This is a genomic window from Candidatus Phytoplasma solani, assembly GCF_040126175.1.
Lineage (GTDB): Bacteria > Bacillota_I > Bacilli_A > Acholeplasmatales > Acholeplasmataceae > Phytoplasma > Phytoplasma solani_A.
This window is the reverse complement of record NZ_CP155828.1, coordinates 257,110-277,099: the sequence shown is the minus strand read 5'-3', so window position 1 is coordinate 277,099 and position 19,990 is coordinate 257,110. Positions and strand designations below refer to the sequence as shown.

At 28.3% G+C, this 19,990-nt stretch carries 12 protein-coding genes, 1 tRNA gene and 1 other RNA gene; 4 read left to right on the top strand and 10 right to left on the bottom strand.

Going from position 1 to position 19,990, the window contains the following annotated elements; all coding sequences use genetic code 11:
* Nucleotides 1-318: 318 nt before the first annotated feature.
* The 3 genes from PSOL_RS01395 to PSOL_RS01385 form a co-directional block, all read right to left on the bottom strand.
* Nucleotides 319-645 carry a hypothetical protein gene (locus PSOL_RS01395; RefSeq protein WP_349402155.1) on the bottom strand — a complete coding sequence of 109 codons (327 nt, stop codon included), beginning with the start codon at nucleotides 643-645 and terminating at the stop codon, nucleotides 319-321.
* A 272-nt stretch (nucleotides 646-917) separates the two neighbouring features.
* Nucleotides 918-1,988 carry a DNA recombination protein RmuC gene (locus tag PSOL_RS01390; protein ID WP_349402154.1) on the bottom strand — a complete coding sequence of 357 codons (1,071 nt, stop codon included), beginning with the start codon at nucleotides 1,986-1,988 and terminating at the stop codon, nucleotides 918-920.
* 141 nt (nucleotides 1,989-2,129) lie between these two features.
* Nucleotides 2,130-2,206: transfer RNA gene (locus PSOL_RS01385), tRNA-Arg, on the bottom strand.
* 318 nt (nucleotides 2,207-2,524) lie between these two features.
* Between PSOL_RS01385 and ffs the strand changes: the two genes are divergently transcribed.
* From ffs to rsmG, 4 genes are all read left to right on the top strand, one after another.
* Nucleotides 2,525-2,610: signal recognition particle sRNA small type (gene ffs / locus PSOL_RS01380), an RNA gene on the top strand.
* Between the two features lie 343 nt (nucleotides 2,611-2,953).
* Nucleotides 2,954-3,619 (top strand): hypothetical protein, encoded by a 666-nt coding sequence (locus PSOL_RS01375; protein WP_349402153.1) that lies wholly within the window; start codon nucleotides 2,954-2,956, stop codon nucleotides 3,617-3,619.
* Between the two features lie 79 nt (nucleotides 3,620-3,698).
* Complete coding sequence (gene mnmG, locus PSOL_RS01370; protein WP_349402152.1) at nucleotides 3,699-5,555, top strand: tRNA uridine-5-carboxymethylaminomethyl(34) synthesis enzyme MnmG; 1,857 nt, start codon at nucleotides 3,699-3,701, stop codon at nucleotides 5,553-5,555.
* The gene (gene rsmG / locus PSOL_RS01365) at nucleotides 5,542-6,168 is read left to right on the top strand and encodes a 16S rRNA (guanine(527)-N(7))-methyltransferase RsmG (RefSeq protein ID WP_349402151.1); all 627 of its coding nucleotides are present in this window, start codon (nucleotides 5,542-5,544) and stop codon (nucleotides 6,166-6,168) included. Before mnmG ends, rsmG begins: the two co-directional genes overlap by 14 nt.
* A gap of 392 nt (nucleotides 6,169-6,560) precedes the next feature.
* Here the strand turns inward: rsmG and PSOL_RS01360 are convergent, their stop codons facing one another.
* The 7 genes from PSOL_RS01360 to PSOL_RS01330 form a co-directional block, all read right to left on the bottom strand.
* Nucleotides 6,561-7,364, bottom strand: a complete 804-nt coding sequence (locus PSOL_RS01360) for a Bax inhibitor-1/YccA family membrane protein (RefSeq protein ID WP_349402150.1) — start codon at nucleotides 7,362-7,364, stop codon at nucleotides 6,561-6,563.
* A gap of 225 nt (nucleotides 7,365-7,589) precedes the next feature.
* Nucleotides 7,590-8,774 (bottom strand): elongation factor Tu, encoded by a 1,185-nt coding sequence (gene tuf / locus PSOL_RS01355; protein ID WP_349402149.1) that lies wholly within the window; start codon nucleotides 8,772-8,774, stop codon nucleotides 7,590-7,592.
* Nucleotides 8,775-8,902: 128 nt separating this feature from the next.
* The gene (gene fusA, locus PSOL_RS01350; RefSeq protein WP_349402148.1) at nucleotides 8,903-10,969 is read right to left on the bottom strand and encodes an elongation factor G; all 2,067 of its coding nucleotides are present in this window, start codon (nucleotides 10,967-10,969) and stop codon (nucleotides 8,903-8,905) included.
* A gap of 27 nt (nucleotides 10,970-10,996) precedes the next feature.
* A complete protein-coding gene (gene rpsG, locus PSOL_RS01345; protein ID WP_349402147.1) occupies nucleotides 10,997-11,467 on the bottom strand; it encodes a 30S ribosomal protein S7 in 471 nt (156 codons plus the stop codon).
* Between the two features lie 54 nt (nucleotides 11,468-11,521).
* Nucleotides 11,522-11,941 carry a 30S ribosomal protein S12 gene (gene rpsL / locus PSOL_RS01340; RefSeq protein ID WP_349402146.1) on the bottom strand — a complete coding sequence of 140 codons (420 nt, stop codon included), beginning with the start codon at nucleotides 11,939-11,941 and terminating at the stop codon, nucleotides 11,522-11,524.
* A gap of 28 nt (nucleotides 11,942-11,969) precedes the next feature.
* Complete coding sequence (rpoC, locus tag PSOL_RS01335) at nucleotides 11,970-16,028, bottom strand: DNA-directed RNA polymerase subunit beta' (protein WP_349402145.1); 4,059 nt, start codon at nucleotides 16,026-16,028, stop codon at nucleotides 11,970-11,972.
* Between the two features lie 3 nt (nucleotides 16,029-16,031).
* Nucleotides 16,032-19,850, bottom strand: coding sequence for a DNA-directed RNA polymerase subunit beta (locus PSOL_RS01330; protein WP_349402144.1), 3,819 nt, complete (start codon nucleotides 19,848-19,850; stop codon nucleotides 16,032-16,034).
* Between the last annotated feature and the right edge of the window lie 140 nt (nucleotides 19,851-19,990).

The following is a 19,990-nucleotide window of genomic DNA, read 5'->3' as shown; positions in this document are numbered from 1 at the left end:
AGACAATAAAATTGTATGTAAAATGCTTTTTTTTATATCATTTCAAATAAACAAAGATAAAATTTCAAGATGGTTTTTAATAATTAATTTATATTTTTTTGAAAATCTTTTTTTCAAACAAAACTGAAATAGAAAAAGATTATAAACAAAGATTAATTATTTTAATTGAATAAAATAATAGAAAAATGCAATATTTTTATCTCAATAAATATTTTTTTGATGTAAAATAAAAAAACTGAAAAGCTAACCTTAAGAGATTAGCTTTCATAAGAAAAAAAATAATTATTAATATATTATACAAAAATTAGTTTCATAAATTTAATTTTTGGTTTTTTTGCCCTTAAATACAAAAGAAGTCAATTTACTAGGAAGTTCATTTAAATGCTTGTTTACCTGCTTTGAATCAATTATTTTTTCGGTTACATCACCTAATTTATTCAAAATTTTATTTTTAAGAACGTCTATGTTAGAATCAGAAACATGAGGTTCTGGTGTTATTGATGAAACAATTTCTTCAGTTTCATCGTTGGATGTTTCATCGACAAAAAAACCTTGATAATTAAAGAATAAAAAACTTAAAAAAATAACGATAGTAAAAAAAATTAAAATACTAATTATAAAAGTTCTATTATATTTTGAGTTCAATGTAAAAATTTCAAAAAATCCTTTAATTTTAAATTAAAAATACCATGAAAGATTTAAATACAATCATAAATGCTTTAATTTTTTTAAATTAAATATGTACTTAAACAAACAAAGGCAAAATACTAAATCTTTAAATATTTAGTATCCATAAATATTATATAATAAGCAAAAAAAATATTTGCAAAATAATTTTAATAAATACAATTTATAAAAAAATCAAAATAGCAAAGACCCATTTTTTTAAATTCAACCATTAAAAAAATATCAAAAAATTAATCTTTTTGGTTAGTTTGTAATCTTTTTTTACTTTCCTGTTTGCGAACTTCTAATAATTGTTCATAACGCTTTTGTAAAGTTCTTTCTTTTTTATCCAACTCTTCAATAACATTTAAAACTTTTTGTAAAGCTATTTTTAGGTCATTAAAAAATATTTTATCAAAATTTTTCATTGCCTGCAAAACATTATCAATACAAACAAACTTTTCTTCATTATTCTGAACACTTTCAAAAATTTGAAAATAATAATCAACTGAATTTAAAATAGCTAATAAAATAGAAGGACTTGTAATAATAACATTACGTTTAAAAGCATATGATATTGTTTCTTCATCCGCGTTAATTTGAGAAAAAACACTTTCAGACGGAATAAACATAATTACATAAGGAGCGTTATCTTCTTTGCTAACGTATTTTTGGGCTTCTTTAATTCTTTCTTTTACATGAGAAAAAAAACGTTTTTTTAATTCTGTTTGATTGTTGATATCGTTAATATATGCGAGAAAATCTGTTGTAGGAAATTTAGAATCAATTGGAATTTGAATAAACTTTCCATGTCCTTTGCACATAACATCGACTCTTAAACGTTGTCCATTGTTGGTTTGTTTCTTCATTAGAAATTGCTTTTCAAAAATTAATTTATCTTTCATTTGCGAGATGTTTTCCAAAATGCGTGTTAACAAAAATTCTCCTGCTTGACCCGATTTATCATTTTGACACAATAATTTATGAATATTTTGAACTTCTTGAAAACCACTGGCATTTTGTTCTCTTAAAACTTTTAATGAATTTTCAAGATTATTAATCAAATGTTGACGAGTGTCTTTGATTTCTTTAGTTAAACTATCTTTGCTTTGATGAGTTAAATTGTTTATTTTAAGATCTAACCTATCGATAACTCGTAATTCAGACTCTAAAAAAGATTGTTTTAAAAAATCTTGAATATTGTTTTCTAAAGGTTGGTTTTTTAAAAAGAGCTTACGTAAAACAAATACTATAACAATAATCACAATAATAAATATAGCTAAAAGAATTAAAATAAAAATTTGCAAATAAAATTCAGTCATGAATTTTAATAGTTCCTTTTTTTAATTAATTATTTTTAAAAAAATTGATTAAAAAAAAATAATAATTAAATAATCTTTGAAAAATAATTTTTAACGAATATAAAAATAAATTTTGTTAAATCATTAATAAAAAAACATATATGGCGTTTGAGAAGGGATTCGAACCCCCGACCGACAGCTTAGAAGGCTGTTGCTCTATCCTGCTGAGCTACTCAAACAAAGTATATATAACAATAAATTATATATAACAATAAATAACAATAAATATTGTAACATAAAATAAAAATTTTATGATTAATTTTTGAGAGGTATTTTTTAAAAATATTTACAATACAACAACAAACAAAAAAATAGAGTAAAAAAAGTTTCAAAAAAATTTATTTGCAATAAAAACTAAAAAAAAGTTTATAATAATAGTGTACCCTTTTTAGGTATATAAATAAAATAATTAAAAAAATCATAGTTTTAGTTAATATTTTATTTTAAAAGTTAGGTGATATATTTTACATATTTAAAAAAAGTTAGCTTTTTCAAACTTTATTGTTCAACAATGAAAGAATGAATTTGGTCAGGTCTTGAATGAAGCAGCCATAAGTTGTTTTATTGTGTGGATAATAAAGTTTGAAAAGGTTATTTTATCTAAAAAATAAAAATCATAATCAAAAAAATATATTATTATTAGAATATTTTAAACCTTAAATTTTGTTTTTTAGTTTTTTTCAAAAATTTTTGATAAATAAAAAAATCAAAAAAATATTATAAAAAATAAACCAAAAAAATTGGTCAAAATGGCAAATTATGTTTTTTGATTTTGCATTTAATAGTTTATTGTTTATAGCTAAAACAATAATTTGAAAAAATAATTAAGTTTGTAACTGATAAACAAATTATAAAAGAAGACATAGATATCAACTAGAAATCTAATAATTGATAAAAATAACCATCAAAAGAAATTAAGGTATTATATGAATTTATTATTTTTTTTAAAGAAGAAAAAACAGTTACAGTTATTAACTAATTTTTATCATTCTTTACAAGGGGAACCTTTTTTAATAGAAGAAGTTGTTTTGGATGGGGATTTAGTCAAAGTTGAATTTTATTATTTAGAACAAAGTAAGCATTACAGTACTTTGTTTCAGTCAAGACAATTTGCTATTTGGACAGCTGATCAAGGAAGTTATCGGCTTTTAATTGACAAAGACTATTATCAACATTTTGCACCTTTGTATCAAAAAGAAATAAATGTTTTTTGGCTAACATTCATGATACGAGTTTATCAAAAAGAAATAAGTTTAATTAACAGAATTAAATTTGTTTTTTTGTTTGTTTTACTCCCTACTTTATTATTAATTTTTTTAACAATTCAAAAATGGCAAAAATTAGAAAAAAAATGGTTTTTTGTCGTTCCTTTAGTTATTTTATTAACTGTTAGCTTTATCGTTAATTATTGGATTAAAAATCAACAAAAACAATTAATTTTTTTTAAAGATAAAGAGTTACAAAAAGCATTAGAAGAAATTAAAAAAAAATTAGGAGAATCTTTTTTTGCAGAACTCCTAGAAAAACAAAAAAATTATAAGCCTCCTTATGTGTCAATCAAAAATGAAGGAGATAATGACACAATATTTTAAAAATATTTAATACTTATTTTTATTTTTAAAATATGTTTAAAAAAATCCCATCATATCAAAAGAAAAAAAGAGGTTTAAAATGATTTATGATAGCATTGTTATCGGAGCAGGACATGCAGGAGTTGAAGCAGCTTTAATATTGGCTAAAAAACATCATACTTTATTAATTTCGGGTTCTTTAAAAGAAGTAGCCTCTTTACCTTGTAATCCTTCTATTGGAGGCCCTGCCAAAGGAGTAGTTGTCCGAGAAATAGATGCTTTAGGAGGGGTGATGGGCAAAGCAGCCGATTTATCGCAAATCCAAATGAAAATGCTTAACTTTTCTAAAGGTCCTGCTGTCAGAGCTTTAAGAGCTCAAATTGATAAACTACAATATCCCCAAATTATTTTAAAAATGTTACAATCCAGTCCTAATTTAACTTTATTAGAAGGTTTAGTTAATAATTTATTAATCAAAGGTAATCAAGTTCAAGGAGTTTGTCTGTTAGATGGTCAAAAAATTTATGGAAAAACCGTAATTATTACAACAGGAACTTATTTAGCAAGTCAAATTTTAATTGGAGAAACCAAAAAAGCAGCTGGTCCCAACGGCAAGCCAACCACTTATGGCATTAGTCAACAATTAAAAGAATTAGGTTTTGAAATAATTAGACTGAAAACAGGAACACCACCAAGAATAAAAAAATCAACAATTGATTATAGTCAAACTAAAATCCAATTAGGTGATAATCATTTACAAACATTTAGTTTTGATAGCGATATAAAAAATTTAAGACAACAAGAACCTTGTTATTTAACCCACACTAACGAAAAAACTCATCAAGTGATTCAAAAACATCTTCAAAAATCTGCTATGTATGGTGGTTATATTAAAGGAACAGGACCACGTTATTGTCCTTCAATTGAGGATAAAGTAATACGTTTTTGTGATAAAAATAGTCATCAAATTTTTATCGAACCCGAAAGTATATCTTTAGATGAAATGTATTTGCAAGGACTTTCAACTAGTATGACACAAGAAGTACAACATGAAATTTTAAAAACCATTCCTGGTTTACAAAACTCCCAAATTACTAAATATGCTTATGCTATTGAATACGATGCTTTTAATCCGAGCCAATTAAAACACAACCTAGAAACAAAAAAAATTATTAATCTTTTTTTTGCCGGACAAATGAATGGAACTAGCGGTTATGAAGAAGCAGCTTGCCAAGGATTAATGGCGGGAATTAATGCTTCTTTAAAATTAGAAAATAAACCAGCTTTTATTTTAAAAAGAAATGAAGCTTATATTGGAGTTTTAATTGATGATTTAATCACCAAAGGAACTAAAGAACCTTATCGTTTGTTAACCTCGCGAGCTGAATTTCGTTTATTATTAAGACATGATAATGCTGATTTGCGTTTAAAAGATTATAGTTATCATCTAGGTTTAATTGATGAGACCAATTATAAAAATTTTCAAAAGAAAAAAGATCAAATTAAATTAATTTTACGGTTTAGTCAAAATTGTGAAATTTTAGCTAATGAAACTAATTTAGCTTATTTAAAAAAATTAGATTCTGCACCTTTTGCTGGCAAAACAACATTATTACAATTGTTAAAACGTCCTGAATTGAACTATAAGGTTTTGCAACATTTTTCAAAAGAAAAAGCGGATCAAAAAGTCTATGAACAAGTAGAAATACAAATCAAATATGAAGGTTATATTGCAAAAGCTCAAAAAGAAGCAAAAAAACTATTAAGATTAGAGTGTAAAATAATACCTGAAAAAATTAATTATTTAGAGATTAAAAATTTATCAAAAGAAGCTAAAGAAAAATTAGCTTTTGTTAAACCAGAAACTTTAGGTCAAGCTTCGAGAATTTTAGGAGTTAATCAAGTGGATATTTCTATTTTGTTGATTTATTTGGAAAAAAAACATGCTTTATACTAATTTATTAGCAAACAAATTTAAACTTGATCAAAAGCAATTAAAACAGTTTTCTTTATACTATCAATTTTTAACCCAAGAAAATAAAAAATATAATCTTACTGCTTTAACATCTTTATCAGAAGTTTATGGTAAACATTTTTATGATTCTTTAATATTAAAAGAAATACTAGAATTTAAAAAAATTAAAAATCTTTGTGATGTTGGTTCAGGGGCTGGTTTTCCTAGTTTTCCTTTAAAAATCATCTATCCACATTTAAGGATTACAATTATAGAATCTTCTTTAAAAAAAATTATTTTTTTAAAACAATTAGCTCCATATTTATCTTTGGAAAATATCTTTTTTTTTCACCAAAGGGTCGAAAAACATACTTTAAGTTATGATTGTGTGGTAACTAGGGCTTTGGGAAAATTATCTCTTATTTTACCATGGTGTTTTCCTTTAATTAAAAAAAGGGGTTATTTTTTAGCCATGAAAGGCAAAAAATACGAAGAGGAGTTAAAAGATAGTCAATCTATTATTCAAAAATTAAAAATTGATTTAATTAAAACAAATACCCAAGAATTACCAAATCAATTAGGAACTCGTGTTAATTTATTATTTCAAACTAGTTAAAAAAAACAATAATTAAGATCAACTTTTGAGTTGGTCTTTTTTTTATTAAAAAATTAATTTCAAAAACTAAAAAACTTACGAATAATTACTTATAATATTTTTTTACAAATTTAAGATTATTTAAGTATTTTAACTTATTTTGTTATTAAATCTCTTTTTTGAGTTTTTGCCGAAGTAACCACAATCATAAAAAACGCTATAAAGTTGAAATATTAAATATTTTTTCAAAAGCATCTTTTATCAATTAACTTCTTTTTTTATTTTTTTGCATAAAAAAAATACTAATAGCTTCTTGATTTTATATTTTTCATGGAGCAACCAAAAATCAAAAAAAATCCAATCTTTTGTCCTTTCTTGAAATTATAAAAATAAGACCACTAGAAATAGTGGTCTTATTTTCTTTCTTTGCCCATGATTCTTAAAAGAATGCTTACAATTCTTAAAAAAATACTAATTAAAGTAGCAGCGAAAGCTAAAGATACTTGCCATTCATATTTTTCAGGCATTCCTTGTGAAATCATGTGTTCAGTATAATCAAAATGAATAGCTAAATACATCGATAAAAAAACTAATACAGCTAAACTAAGAGGAATTGCAAAAAGACTATGATATAATATGTCTTCAAATTTGCTAGTTATGAAAATCATTAAAAAAAAACGAACTAAGTAAGAAAGAAACAAAGCAATTGAACAATATTGCATAATAGTTCTAAATCTATTAGTAACTTTTAAAACGCCTTTGTAATAAGTATGTGCCATTAAACAAAAAATAGCTATAGTTCCAAAAAGAGCTATAAAAATTATTTCGAATAAATTATTAAAGAAAAGATCAACACAATAGAAAAAAATTGCTATAATAAAACCTTCTAGAAAAGAAAAAAGACAAGCTAAAATATTGGTTGTTTGTGGCTTGGCCATTGCCATAAGATAAACCCCACTAGTCATCAAAAATAAACCCAGTAGCAAATAATACATATATTGTATTAATGCTTCAAAAATTTTGCTTGTTTTAAAAAAACTAAAAAAAACTACAGTAGTTAGAGTAGTAATTAATAAAAGAAAAATAGTTTTAAAAGCAATTCCTTTTCGTGTGGCTTGGTGTTTATAATCGGTTGTATCGGAAAAAGAAAGAAAATTATTATGAATTTTTTCAAACGAACGATTAACTTTAATAATGTTATTATTATTTGATTTCATTGAAAACCACCTTTTTTACATTAATTTAATATTTTTAATACTTATTTTAGTTAAAAAATTTTGATTAATGATAAATAAGTACATTTATATATTACCTTTTTTTGCGTTTAATTGCAACTAATTTATTTTTTTATTTTCAAAAATTTGGATTTAAAAAAAAAGAAAAACCCTTAAAAAAGGGCTTTATTTAAATAATTGAACAAATATATAGAAATAATCAAAAAATTATTTTAAAATTTTAGAAACTGATCCGGCACCAACTGTTTTACCACCTTCACGAATAGAGAACTTAGTTCCTTCTTCGATTGCGATAGGACTGTTTAAAGTGACAGTTAATTCGGTGTTATCTCCTGGCATAACCATTTTAACATCACCTTGTAATTCAACAACACCTGTAATATCGGTGGTGCGGAAATAAAATTGAGGACGGTATTGTGAAAAAAAGGCAGTATGACGCCCTCCTTCTTCTTTGGTTAAAACATAAACTTGAGCTACAAATTGAAAATGAGGTTTCACAGAATCTGGCTTTGCTAATACTTGACCACGTTGAACGTCTTCGCGGTTAATTCCACGCAATAAAGCTCCAATATTATCACCTGCTTGAGCAAAATCTAAGTCTTTTTTAAACATTTCCACCGCTGTTACAATTGTTTTTCTAGTATCTTTAAGACCTATAATCTCTACTTCATCACCAGATTTCACTCGCCCTCTTTCAACCCTACCAGTAACCACTGTTCCTCTACCGGTAATAGTGAAAACATCTTCGACTGGCATTAAAAAAGGTTTGTCAATTTCACGCACTGGATCTTCAATATATGAATCCAAAGTTTTAATTAATTCATTAACTTGAGTGACATAATGTGCATCCCCTTCTAAAGCTTTTAAAGCAGATCCTCTAATAATAGGAATGTCATCACCTGGAAAATCATATTTAGATAGTAATTCACGAACTTCCATTTCAACTAATTCTAAAATTTCTTCATCAGGACAAAGATCGCATTTGTTTAAAAAAACAACAATTTTAGGAACCCCTACTTGTCGAGCTAACAAAATGTGTTCTCTAGTTTGAGGCATAACGCTATCTGCGCCAGAAACTACTAAAATAGCAGCATCCATTTGAGCGGCACCAGTAATCATGTTTTTAACATAATCAGCATGACCTGGACAATCAACGTGAGCATAATGTCTTTTTGAAGTTTCATATTCTACATGAGAAGTTTTAATGGTAATTCCACGTTCTCTTTCTTCAGGAGCATTATCAATTTGGTCATAAGCTTTACTTTTAGCCAATCCTTGAGTAGATAAAACTTGAGTTATGGCAGCTGTTAAAGTGGTTTTTCCGTGATCAACGTGTCCAATGGTTCCAACATTTAAATGAGGTTTATTTCTTATAAATTTTTCATTAGCCATTTTGCAAAAGGCCTCCTTTTTTATTTTGTTTAATGTTTTTAACAATTATTGCCATTTAAATTTTAACTTATTTTTTAAAATATAGCAACTATTTTATATTAAAAAATTCTGATTTTAATTTTTATAAATTAAGTACGTTTTTTAATAATTTCCTCAGTAATACTTTTTGGAGCTTTTTCATATTTTGCAAATTTCATCATAAAAGTAGCTCTTCCTTGTGTATTAGAACGCAAAATAGTAGCATAACCAAACATTGCAGAAAGAGGGACTAAAACTCTAATAGCAACTGCATTATCACGGGATTCTTGGTTTTCTAAACGCCCTCTCCTAGAAGTTAAATCCCCAATAACGCTACCGACATAATCATTAGGAGTGATTACTTCAACATCCATGATCGGTTCTAAAATAACTGGATTGGCTTTAGTTTTGGTTTCTTTTAAAGCGATGGAAGCAGCAATTTTAAAAGCCATTTCCGAAGAATCAACATCATGATAAGAACCATCAAATAAAGTAGCTTTGATGTCAATAATTTGATAACCTGCTAAAATACCGCCAGCAAGAGATTCTTGAATTCCTTTTTGAACTGCTGGAACGTATTCTCGAGGAACGACTCCACCAACAATTTTATTGACAAATTCAAAACCTTTACCAGGATTAGGTTCAAAACGAACCCAAACATGACCGTATTGACCGCGTCCACCAGATTGACGAATGAATTTTCCTTCGGTTTCAGTTTCTTGGGTAATAGTTTCGCGATAAGCTACTTGAGGTTCTGTTGTATTAGCTTGAACTTTAAATTCTCTTTTAAGACGCTCTATAATAATATCTAAATGAAGTTCACCCATTCCTGCAATAATAGTTTGTCCGGTTTCATGATTAGAAAAAACTTTAAAAGTAGGATCTTCCTCAGCTAATTTAGACAAAGCAATCCCCATTTTATCTTGATCAGCTTTAGTTTTTGGTTCTACTGCAATTTCAATAACTGGTTCCGGGAAATTCATTGATTCTAAAACAATGGTTTGTCCTTCAGCTGCTAGGGTATCTCCTGTTGTAGTACCTTTTAAACCAATAACCGCCAAAATATCGCCTGTATAAGCTTCTTTAATTTCTTCACGAGAATTAGCATGCATTTGAAGTAAACGTCCGAAACGTTCTTTAATTCCTTTAGTGGTGTTAAAAACATAAGAACCAGCTTTGATTATTCCTGCATAAATCCGGAAAAAAGTTAATTTACCAACATAAGGATCTGTCATCACTTTAAAAGCTAAAGCGGTAAAGGGTTCTTTATCTGAATTTAGCCGAGTTATTTTTTGATTTTGATCATCGAATCCTACAATTGGTACCACATCACAAGGAGCTGGTAGATAATCAACTACAGCATCAAGCATTTTAACAATACCTTTATTTTTGAAAGACGAACCACACAAAACCGGAAAAAAAGAAGCTTGTAAAGTAGCTTTACGAATGGCTTTTTTTAAGATTTCAACTGTAATTGGTTTTTCTTCTAAATAAAGAATCATCAATTCCTCATCTAAATTAGATAAAGCTTCGATTAATTCGTTTCTTTTTGTTTCGGCAATTAATTTCAAATGAGAAGGAATTTCAATCTTTTTTCCTTTTTCTTCGGGAGAATTATCATATTCAAAAGCAATTAATTGAACTAAATCAATAATTCCAGTAAAATCATTTTCAGATCCAATCGGCCATTGAATAGGGTTTGCATGCACTCCCAATTTTTGATTAAGTGTTTCGATGGCATAAGCAAAATTAGCACCTACTTTATCCATTTTATTAACAAAAATAATTCTTGGAACTTTATATTCGGTTGCTTGACGCCACACAGTTTCAGTTTGTGGTTCAACTCCCGCTTGAGCATCAATAACAGTTACTGCACCATCTAAAACCCTTAAAGAACGAGAGACTTCAACTGTAAAATCGACGTGACCAGGGGTATCAATAATATTAATACGGTGATCTTTCCAAAAAGCTGTTGTGGCAGCTGAAGTAATGGTGATTCCTCTTTCTTGCTCTTGTTCCATCCAATCCATTTGAGAAGCACCATCATGAGTTTCTCCAATTTTATGAATTTTACCAGTATGAAATAAAATCCTTTCAGTAGTGGTGGTTTTTCCTGCATCAATATGAGCAATAATACCAATATTGCGAGTTTTTTCTAAAGTAAATTGACGAACCATCTTTTATTCTCCTATAAATGTCAAACATCACCAACGATAATGAGCAAAAGCTTTGTTAGCTTCAGCTATACGATGCGTTTCTTCTCTTTTTTTAACCGATACTCCATGTCCTGAAGAAGCATCTACTATTTCTTTAGCAAGTTTTTCTTCTATGGTTTTTTCATTGCGTTGTTTAGTAAATTTAACAAGCCATCTTAAACCTAAAGATTGACGCCTTTCTGGATTAACTTCGGAAGGTATTTGACAATTTTGACCACCAACTCGACGAGTGCGCACTTCCAAAACAGGCATAATATTGTTTAATGCTTCGTGAAAAACCTCTAAAGGATCTCTTTGTGTTGTGCTTTTTACTTGCTTTAAAGCTTGATAAAAAATACTTTGAGCTTTTCCTTTTTTACCATCTTCCATAATAGTGTTGATTGTTTTTGTTACTAATTTTGAATTATAAATCGGATCGGGATTAACATCACGTTTTTTAATATGTCCTTTGCGAGACAAAATAATACACCCACTTTCTTTTATTTTTATAGTAATTATTTTTTAAATTTAAATTTATTTTTTAACTTTCGGTCTTTTAGAACCATATTTAGAACGCCCTTGTTGGCGATTAGCAACCCCTGTAGCATCTAAAGTGCCACGAACGATATGATAACGTACTCCTGGAAGATCTTTGACTTTTCCACCGCGAACTAAAACTGAACTGTGTTCTTGCAAAGAATGACCTACACCAGGAATATAAGCAGTTACTTCAGAACCGTTACTTAAACGAACTCTTGCAAATTTACGCAAAGCCGAGTTAGGTTTTTTAGGAGTCATAGTAGTAACACGAAGACAAACTCCCATTTTTTGAGGAGAACTATAATTTTGAACTTTTTTTTGTAAAACATTAAAACCATAACTTAAAGCTGGAGCTTTAGTTTTAGGAGTTTTACTAATTCTTCTTTTTTTAATTAACTGAGAAACAGTAGGCATTGGTTTTTCCTTTCTTAATTTGTTTTATTTAATCTTTATTTTCATTTTTAGCAAGTGTAACTTTAGGATATTCAAATTCAACAGTTTCTAAAATACCTGTGCCAGCTGGAATTAAACCACCAATAATTACGTTTTCTTTTAAACCATATAAATGATCAACTTTTCCTTTAATAGCGGCATCAATTAAAATTTTGGTAGTTTCCTGAAAAGATGCAGCAGAAAGTAAAGAATCACTTCTTAAAGAAGAACGGGTAATTCCTAAAATAATCGGTCGCCCGATAGCTAAATGTTTTTTTTCTTGTAACATTTCTAGATTAGCTTTTTTAAAACTGTTGATAGGAATTTCAGTGCCTGGTAAAAGTTGTGTTTCTCCTTCGTTAATGATTAAAATTTGTTTAAACATTTGATGAATAATAATTTCGATATGTTTATCACTAATAAAAACATTTTGGGCACAATAAACTTTTTGTACTTCTGCTAAAATATATTTTTGTGTTGCAATGGTTCCTGCCACCCTTAAAAGTTCTTTTAAATCAATTGATCCAGAAGTCAGTTTTTGCCCTGGATAAACATCATTATTTTTGCCAACTAAAATGTCAACATTAGGTTCTAAGATATAACATTGTTCTTTCTTAGATTCGTTTTCTATGGCTATCACAATTTCTGGATGTTGGGAACGAATTTTATTGATTTTTTTAATTTTACCTTTAAATTCACTAATTAAAGCTTTTCCTTTTGGTTTTCTTACTTCAAATAACTCTTCTATCCTTGGAAGACCTTGAGTAATGTCTGATGCTGAAGCAACACCTCCAGTGTGGAAAGTTCTCATAGTTAGTTGAGTTCCTGGCTCTCCGATAGACTGAGCAGCAATAACACCAACAGCTTCGCCAATTTCTACTAGTTTGTTAGTAGCTAAATTAAAGCCATAATCTTTAGAACAAATACCGTATTCACAATTACAAGTTAAAACACTTCTGATCGGAACTTTTTTAATTTTAGCATCAACAATATCTTGCGCTTTTGCTTCTGTAATTAGTTCATTGCAAACCACAATAATATCATGGCTTTTAGGGTGACAAATGTCACGACTAGCAAAACGTCCTAAAATACGGTTTTTTAAAGAAACAATTTCTTTGCCATCGCTTATTATTGCTTCAACAATAAAGCTACGATCACTGCCGCAATCATCTTTAATAACTACAATATCTTGTGTAACATCGACTAAACGACGAGTTAAATAACCTGATTCAGCTGTTTTTAAAGCAGTATCTGTTGAACCTTTACGCGCTCCATGGGTAGAGATAAAAAATTCAGACATCTTCAAACCTTCTAGAAAAGAGGCTTTAACAGGGACTTCAATAATTTCTCCTTTGGGGTTATTCATTAACCCTCTCATTCCTGCTAATTGAGTAAAGTTAGAAACACTACCACGCGCTCCACTTTCGCTCATCATAAAAATATGATTATCTTGTTGAAATTCTTTCATTAAACCTTCTTGAATTTGATCACGAATAACTTTCCACTCGTTAATAACTAAACGACGACGTTCTACATCTGTCAAAAAACCTTGCTGATACCAGTTTTCAATTTGGATATTTCGATTTTCAACTTTTTCTAATAATTTATCTTTACCAGAATAAGTATTGATGTCAGCAAAAGAAACAGTAATTCCTGCAATAGTAGAGTATTTAAAACCTAAATTTTTAATGTGATCTAACATTTTAGAAGTTTCTGTGATTTTCATTTGTTTAAAAAAACAAGCAATAATCATTGATAAGAATTTTTTATTAAAAGGTTTAGGAGCAGGGAGTTTTTTCAAAAATGATTTTGGGTGATTTCCTGGATTTAAAAAATATTTATCAGGAGTTTTAACATATAAATTTAACTGAGTCGGTTCGTTAATGTAAGGAAAATTAGGGGGTAAAATATCGTTAAAAATTAATTTTCCTAAAGTAGTCATTAAATATTTTTCTTTTTGTTCTTCGGTAAAAGATAAATTAATTGATTGTGGTTTGATAAAAATTCTTGTATGAAGTTCAATTTCTTTATTTTGGTAAGCAATTTTAGCTTCGTTGATGTCAGTAAAAAAAGTTCCTTCGTTGCGGTGCTTTTGTTGATGTTCCGAATTTCTTTGAGAAGTGTTATAACCTTTTAAAATACGATCTTTTTTTTCTTCGATAGTTAAATAATAATTGCCTAAAACCATATCTTGTGAAGGAGTAACAACAGGTCTACCATTTTTAGGATCTAAAATATTATTGGAGACAAGCATTAACAAACGTGCCTCAGCTTGAGCTTCCAAAGAAAGAGGTACATAAACAGCCATTTGATCACCATCAAAATCAGCATTAAAAGCAGGAGTTACTAAAGGGTGTAGGCGAATAGCTTTTCCATCAATTAATTTTGGGTCAAAAGCTTGAATACCTAAGCGGTGAAGTGTTGGCGCGCGATTAAGAAGCACTGGATGTTCTTTGACTACCTCTTCTAAAGCATTCCAAACTTCTTCATTCATTTTTTCATAAATAGAATTCGCGTTTTTTTTGTCAATCCCTTTAGTTTCTTGTAATTTTTGAAGAATAAAGGGTTTAAATAAAATAATTGCCATTTCGCGAGGAATACCGCATTGATGCATTTTAAGATCAGGACCTACAATAATAACTGAACGACCAGAATAATCAACTCTTTTGCCTAAAAGATTTTGACGAAAACGACCTTGTTTACCACGAAGAATTTCAGATAAAGATTTAAGAGGATGGTTTTTTTCAACATTATTAACGTTTTTTTTGAAATTTTTATCATTATCAAATAAGCAATCGACTGCTTCTTGTAACATTCTTTTTTCATTTTTAATAATTAACCTTGGAGCTTTTTGCATCATTTGTTTTTTTAAACGATTATTACGGTTAAGAATGCGTCGATACAAGTCATTAACTTCGGTAGTAGCAAATCGACCACCATCTAAAGGAACCATTGGTCTTAATCCTGGTGGCAAAACAGAAATAACATCCATTACCATCCACTCAGGTTTATTATCAGATTGATAGAAAGACTCAATAATTTCTAACCTTTTAATCAAGTTTTCTCTTTTTTGTTTAGAAACTTCGGATAAATTTTTTCTAAGAAGTTTAATTGTTTTTTCTAAATCAAGGTTTTCCAACAATTTTCTCACTGCTTCAGCTCCTGTTAAAGCAACAAAACCATGGGGCCCAAAAAGAGTTAAATTTTGACTATATTGGCTTTCTGAAATAATTTCTTTTTCTTTGAAATCTGTTTTACCAGGATCAATTACAACATAAGAAATATAATAAACTATTTCTTCTAAATCTTTGGCTTTAATATTTAAAAGAATAGCTAAACGACTGGGAGAAGAATTAAGATACCAAGTATGTACAATTGGAGCTTGCAATTCAATATGTCCCATTCTTTCTCGCCTTACTTTTGTTTCAGTAAATTCAACTTCACATTTACTACAAAATTGACTTTTATTGCTGATTTGTTTTTTTGAACAAGCACATTGAAAATCAACTACTGGGCCAAATATTTTTTGACAAAACAATCCCCCAAATTCAGGTTTATAGGTACGATAATTAATAGTTTCGTAACTTGTAATTTCTCCATAAGACCATTGACGAATTTCTTCAGGAGAAGCTAAACGAATTTTAAAATAATCATAATCTCTACTGCCATATTCTTTATTAGATAAAATCAAAGTTTCTTTAGCAAAATGTTGATATAATTCAAAAAGTTCATTTAATTTTTGCCAAGAAATATGATCAGATTCAAAAGTTTGATGCAAGATTGATATTTCTGTTTTTAAAAGTTGTTCAAAATCATAAATACCTAAAAGAGCAAATTTTTCAATAATATCATTATTTAAATTTAAATTTTTTAAATCACGTGGTAAAGCAAATTGCTTCAAAATAGGCAAAACTTCTAAAAAAGTTTCTTGTAGCAAAAACCTTAGTTCTTCTAAAGAAAAAGTATTAAAATCTTCCAAATTATTGATTCCTGAAAGTTTTAATTTTTCCAAAGTTTGAGCAGAAAAATTTAGAGTTTCTATTGATCTAAATAATTGAGTATCACTCATCTTTTAATTATAACCTTCCTTTTTGTAATCAATTAAGGATTTATTAACTTCATTTTCTTTAGTATCTGTTTTGATAAGTTCCACATATAACCCTAAAGATTGTAATTCTTTAATAAAAACCCGAAAGCTTTCTGGAATGTTTGGCTTAGGTAAAGAATTTCCTTGGACAATAGCACTGTATGTTTTGTTTCTGCCAATAATATCATCACTTTTAACTGTTAGAATTTCTTGCAAAGTATGGGCTGCTCCATAAGCATAAAGAGCCCAAACTTCCATTTCACCAAATCTTTGTCCTCCATTTTGAACTTTTCCTCCCATAGGTTGTTGAGTCACCAAAGTGTAAGGACCAACATTACGAGCGTGCAATTTATCATCAACCATATGTGATAATTTAATCATATACATTACTCCCACAGAAATACGGCTATCATAAGGTTCACCTGTTCTTCCATCATATAAAACCTTTTTACCATCAAGTTCTAAATTAGCTTCTTGCATAATTTCTTTCAAGTCCAAAACATCAACTCCATCAAAAACAGGAGTAGCTACTTTGATGCCGAGTTGTTTAGCTGACATCCCTAAATGAATTTCTAAAATTTGACCAATATTCATCCTACTAGGAACACCTAAAGGATTTAACATAATGTCAATTGGAGTTCCATCTTCCATAAAAGGAAGATCTTCTTTAGGTAAAATACGAGAAATTACTCCTTTATTGCCATGACGACCAGCCATCTTATCGCCTTCACTAATTTTGCGTTTTTTGGCAATAAAGACACGAATATTTTCATTCACACCAGATGGCAAAATATCGCCATTTTTTCTAGAAAAATAGTGAACACTTTGAACAACGCCACCTTCTCCATAAGGTACTCTTAAAGAAGAGTCTTTATATTTGCGAGCTTTTTCACCAATAACTATTTGAATTAATTTTTCATAAGGTGTAGGTTCAACATTACCTTGAGGAGTAATTTTTCCTACTAAAATATCACCTTCTTTAACTTCTGAACCAGGAATAATAATTCCTCTTTCATCAAGGTTTTTAATGGCATCAGCCCCAACATTAGGAACTTCACGAGTTATTTCTTCTTGCCCACTACCTTTTTTTAATTCTCGAGTTTGAACTTCATATTTATCCATATGAATGGAAGTGTAAACATCATTTTTAACTAAATCTTCTGACATAATAATGGCATCTTCATAATTATATCCTTCCCAAGTCATAAAAGCAACTGTAACATTTCTGCCAAGAGCTAATTCTCCTTGATAAGTTGAAGGACCATCAACTAAAATATCGTTTTTTTGGATATACTCTCCTAAAACTACAATTGGTTTTTGCAAAATTAAAGTATCTTGATTAGATTTAGCAAAATTTGTTAAAACATATGTTGTTTGATAATCTTTTATTTGATAGTCGTACAAGGTTTTGGCTGTTTCGTAATTAAATTCTTTTTCGGGATCAAAAAGAGTTTTTTGACCTAAGACAATTTTTTGATTTGGTTTTTTAGTAATAATAATTTTTTGGCCATCAACATAAGTAACAAAGCCAGGTTCTGAAGCTATAATTAAAGAACCTGAGTCTTTAGCTGCACGGTATTCAATTCCTGTTCCGACAATAGGAGATTCAGAAATTAACAAAGGGACCGCTTGACGTTGCATATTGGCACCCATTAAAGCTCTAGAAGCGTCATTATGTTCTAAAAAAGGAATTGATGCAGTAGCTATAGAAACAATTTGTTTAGGGGAAATATCAGTATAAGTGATTTGTTCTCTTTTATAAATTCCTGTTTCTCCATTTTTTCTAGCGATTACCTTTTTATTTTTAAAAGTGTTGTCTAAATTTAACTCAAAACCAGCTGAAGCGATAATTTCTTCTTTTTCTTGATCAGCTGTTAAATATTCTATTTGATTAGAAATTTTCATTATTCCGTTTTCAACAAAAACTTTAAAAAAGGGGGTTTGGATAAAACCATAATTATCAACTTTAGCATAAGTAGAAAGTGAAGTAATAAGCCCAATAGAAGGACCTTCTGGAGTTTCAATGGGACATAACCTGCCATAATGAGAATTATGAACATCTCTTACTTCAACACCGGCACGATCACGGTTAATTCCACCAACACCTAAAGCAGAAACTCTTCTTTTTTGTGTTAACTCAGCTAAAGGGTTGATTTGATCCATAAATTGAGATAAACGAGAGTTGGCAAAAAAAGTTTTAATTACACTATTCAAAAAAGTAAAATTAACTAAATCTCCTGGACCCACTTCATTAAATTTATTAACAGATATCATATCTTTAATGTTTTTTTCAGCTCTAATTAAACCAATACGAAATTGATTTTTTAACAATTCGCCAATTAATCTCAAACGGCGATTGCCTAGATGATCAATATCATCAACACAACCAATATTTTCATAAAGGTTTAAATAATAACTAATACTTGCGATAATATCAGATAAAGTAATGTGTTTTTTAGTTTCTCTTTGATCGTTACCTATAATTTTAACTTTATGATATAAATTATCGTGTTCATCTTTAGAAAGATAAACTTCTAAAATTTCATTAAAAACACCTGTACGTTCTAATTCTTTTTGATAAATATCTTTGGAACCTAAAAAAAATTTAATTACTTTTTCATCCAATAATTGAATATTTTGTCTTAAATAGTTAATGACTTCTGGGGTTACTAAAGTATCTTTAACAAAGATAACTTCACCTGTACGAACATTTAAAATATTAGTCTTAATGTATAATTCTTTTTTTTGAAAATCTTTTTTATAAGTAAGAATTTCTTCATCTGTTTCGTTTTCTAAATTATGTTGAATATCAAATAACTCTTTAAGTAAAAAATGACGATTTTGCTTTAATATTTCGATTTTTTCTTTAGTTAAAAATTCATGTTTAGGGAAAATAACTTCTTTTGTTTCAGGATTAATGAAATCATGAACTAAATAAGTTTTTTCTGCTCTAGCAAGCGCATCAAGTTTTTTATTAAACTTATATCTACCAACTATCGCAAGATCATATTTTTTTTGATCAAAAAGTCTTGTACGAATAAAATCTCTTGCGGTATCAAATGGAACTTTTTCACCTTGACGAATTTTTGAATACAACTCTATCAAAGCATTGCCTGTATCCATATCTGATTCTTTTTCAAAAAAAGAATTAAGGATAGGATTTTGGCCAAAAACATTTTCAATAATTTCTCTATTATCAAAACCTAAGGCATAAATAAAATTTGATAAGGGTATTTTTTTAGAACGATCAAGTTTAACATACAAAATTTCTTTTGAACCTTCTTCATATTCAATCCAAGCACCACGAGCAGGAATAACTTGTCCAGAATACAAATTTCTATTAAGTTTAACATCAAAATTACTTGAATAATAAACACTAGCAGAGCGAACAATTTGAGAAACAACTACCCTTTCTTTGCCATTGATAATGAAAGTTCCAGTATCAGTCATTAAAGGTAGTTCTGTCAACAAAATATTACTTTGCTTAGTTTCTCCGGTTAAAACATTTTCCAACGTAGTTTTAACAAATAATTGAACTACATAACTAATATCTTTGGTTTTAGATTCTTCAATATTATATTTAGGTTCTGTAAAATAATAATCATCAAAATAAATTTTTAAATCACCGTTATAACTTTCAATAGGACAAAAATCCTGCAACAACTCTTTAATTCCGTGCTTTAAAAACCAATCAAAAGATTGATTTTGGATTTCAATTAAATTAGGTAAATCAACATCATAAATTATTTTTGAATAATTACGACGTTCTGCTTTTTTACCATATTTGACGTTTTTATAAGCCATCTTATACTCCTATAAATTATTTAGTTGTTAGTTTTATTGGCGAAATTTTTACTTTAAAATATATATTTGAAGTTTTCTTTGTATAAAATAAAAATTTACAAGACCAAAAAACCTGAGTTAACTCAGGTTTTTACATCTTT